Source organism: uncultured Cyclobacterium sp. (genome assembly GCF_963976465.1).
Taxonomy (GTDB): Bacteria; Bacteroidota; Bacteroidia; order Cytophagales; family Cyclobacteriaceae; genus Cyclobacterium.
Map to the genome: position 1 here is coordinate 1 of NZ_CAXBOC010000581.1, position 3,221 is coordinate 3,221.

Here is a 3,221-nt window from a genome sequence, read left to right on the forward strand (position 1 = left end):
GGTACGATGATAGTTTAATATTTCAGCTCCGTGACGTATCCCAAAATCTTCGCAACCACTTTTATATGGATTGAAGGTAGAGACTTCTTGTTTACATTCAGCGATTAGTATTTTTAACATAAGTAGCTAATTTAAAACTTCGAGTTCTGCGTGTTCAGCTTTATAATCTTTAGGAAAAAGCATTTTGATTCCAACAATCAGTGCTATACCAGCGAACATATAGGCAATAGCTGTCAGTGAGAGTAATCCGTCAATACCGCCGAATAATGTGGCAAAGCCGGACATAATTGCACCGAAGAAATTTAGGAAACCTACAGCAGATGCTCTCGTATCTACTGCCACGACATCAAAGGCCGCAGGAAAGATATTCCCCATCATAAATCCGCTGAACAACCCAAATCCCATTGCTGCGATACGTGTTGTAGTGAGCGTATCACTACTACCGAGTGCATGCAGAAATGGGGCACACAGTATTAAACTGGCAGTAAGCAACCATAGTCGCGAAGCTTTAGTGTAGCGATACATGGCATCAGCAATCACACCTCCTCCAAGAAGACCGATAAGAGTTGGACCTTGTATAAAAATTGTTGCATTTAGTGCCGCACCTGATTGATTAAGAAAGAACTTGTCATGAAGAAAGGTAGGAAACCAACCGTACAGCAACCATAATCCAAAGACGAATATTGGAAAAACTACGCAAAGTAGTAAAAATGTTTTCACTTTAAATAATACTCGAAATCCCGGTATTTTAGTGGTCTTAATGACTTGAACAGGTTTGTTTTCCTCCACATTGCGTAGAAATAGGAAATAGGGTATTGTATAAAGTAGTCCAACAACTCCAAGCACTAAAAAAGCATTACGCCATTGGCCTTGATCTGCCATCCAACCTCCATACCAGCTACCCGCCACCGTACCAAAAATCTGTGCCGTGGTCAGGATTGCGATGGCTCTGGATCGGAGTGAAGGTGGATGCTTCCGAAACACCCATCATCGCACGCAGGCTCAATATAATCAGAGCAGATCCCGCAAAACCCGTGGCAATTGTGACAAGGCTCCATAAAATTAGGCTGAGTATAACAAGTAATCGTTTTGAGAATCGGTCAGCAAGATAGCCTGCGATTGGACAGCAAAATGCATATACCCACAAAAAAATAGCACCTACGAGACCAAGTTGTTTGTTCGTCATGTTAAGATCCACTTCCAAAGAAGGGAACATCGAAAATATTGCTTGCCGGTCAGAATAATTTAGGAAATACGCTACCCACATAAATGCAACGAGTAGCGAGGCTTGACGTGTGGATACCATTGAGCCTTTGGTCATTGTCTAAGTCGTTTTTTTTAATTTGTTTGACGGATGAACTTCTGTACTATTTGATTGGATTATATAATTCCTCGAAATACCTGATAGCCTCAATGACATCAGGCAGATTGTTTTCCATTTTATGTTCGCATTCAACATGAACGATACCATTGAAACGCTGACGTTTTAATTCATCCACAACTGAGGGGAAATCAATAACACCTGTACCTACGATCACATCAATCGCTTCAGTGTTATTTGACTCGTGTATATCTTTTAAGTGAACTCCTAATATATGTCCTTCCAATTTCTTCAGACACTCTGAAGGGTTCAATCCACTTCTTGCCCAATGCCCTAAATCTGCACAGACTCCAAAGTTTGGATGATTTTTTAAAGCCTTGAGTACGGAATCAGGATGCCAATAGATGCTTTTTCCTTTGGCATGCTCATGAATTGCTATTTTAATTTGGTATAATCCAGCAAGGCTGTCAAGCATATCCCATGATTCCTTTTCAGGTTCACAAACAAGGTATTGCATTTTCATTTTTTTAGCCAGCTCAAAATAATATTTCCAGTCATCTTCATTTTTAGCCCCGCTAACATACATCGATTGCATTTTAATATTTTTTTTCTTCAGCATTTGCCTCATGTTGCCAATATCCTCTTCAGACATGGACGACATGCTATTTTCATTGAATTCCTTCCCGAGTTTATGAAAGGAAAATCCCTCAACATAATTAACTCCTGCACTATCTGCCTTTTCAATGGCATCAGCAAAGGAAAACCGGTTGAAGGAATATAAAGCCACTCCCATTTGCAAATCGGCATTTTGATTCTCATTTTTTTTTGAATTTCCACTGCATCCAATTAAAGCAACTGCGAGAAAATATAAATACCAGAGATGATTCTTAAGTGTTATCATAATTTTATTCTTTAACATCATTTATAATTAGTGGCTTTTGACTATTCTTAGTTTTATTTCCCGAAGGTCTAATAATGCACCTTTGTCAAAATGTTTATTTGCCCTAAACACTATTTTCTGACGGCCTGCCCTGAGATTAATCGAACCTACCTTTTCTACCTTGAACGTTTCCCATGATCCGCTAGGTGCCACCATTCCGGTCAATTTTTGACCTTTTGCTTGTAGAAGAAATTCCTTTCCCGCTTCTTCATCTGAAACGGACCATTCAAGGATTACTTCATAGTTGCCCGACTTTTCCACGTCCACATGCCAATCTACTCTATCTTCTGAAGTAAACCACCCAAAGGCTGCCCATTCGGGCATATATTTAATTTCCGGTCCTTGGGCATTGCCCTTCCTGGCAGTGAGCCTTAATGAGCCATCTGCATCCGATTGAACTAATTCAGGCCTATTTACGATATCAGTCTTGGCTTTGTAAGTTTTAATGCTCCGCATCTCACCTTGCAAATATCCCAAAACAGACTCCTTTAAATCACGCTCTCCAGATGAAGTATAAGGGGACACCACCTCTACCTCGTATCCTCCATGTTGAAATGCTTTTTCTGTTGGAAGATACCCCAGCCATCCGTTGGTATAGCCGTAGTAAAAAGTATAGGGAAAAGGAGAGCGATCACGAATTTCATTGGAAATTTCGCAAAACAGCTCAACAGGCAAACTCCAGATCGCAACATCCTCATTAATCTTTAAGAATCGTACCGGGAGTCTTACCAAATTAGCTCCGAATTTTGTTGTTCGGGTATATTTATCCAGATTAGAAGGCCATCCCAAATTGGCTTTTCGGGGTGTTTCTAGAGTCAATGAACTAGTAAATAATTTTACTTTATCGGTAGTAGATACAATTTTTTTATTAGCCTCAAGAATCTTATCCCCTAATAACAATTTGAATTGATTTAAGTACCCCGATCCGGTATTTGGATAAATACTGTAAATAGGAGCAAT

1 protein-coding gene and 2 pseudogenes are annotated in these 3,221 nt (G+C 39.8%); all 3 read right to left on the reverse strand.

Translation table 11 applies throughout. From position 1 onward, the window contains the following. Positions 1–126: 126 nt before the first annotated feature. Positions 127–1,321: pseudogene (locus AAC037_RS22480) on the reverse strand (MFS transporter). A 46-nt stretch (positions 1,322–1,367) separates the two neighbouring features. Then, positions 1,368–2,243, reverse strand: a complete 876-nt coding sequence (locus tag AAC037_RS22485; RefSeq protein ID WP_339905774.1) for a sugar phosphate isomerase/epimerase — start codon at positions 2,241–2,243, stop codon at positions 1,368–1,370. Positions 2,244–2,249: 6 nt separating this feature from the next. Next, positions 2,250–3,221 (reverse strand): annotated as a pseudogene (locus AAC037_RS22490) (hypothetical protein); the annotation flags it as partial.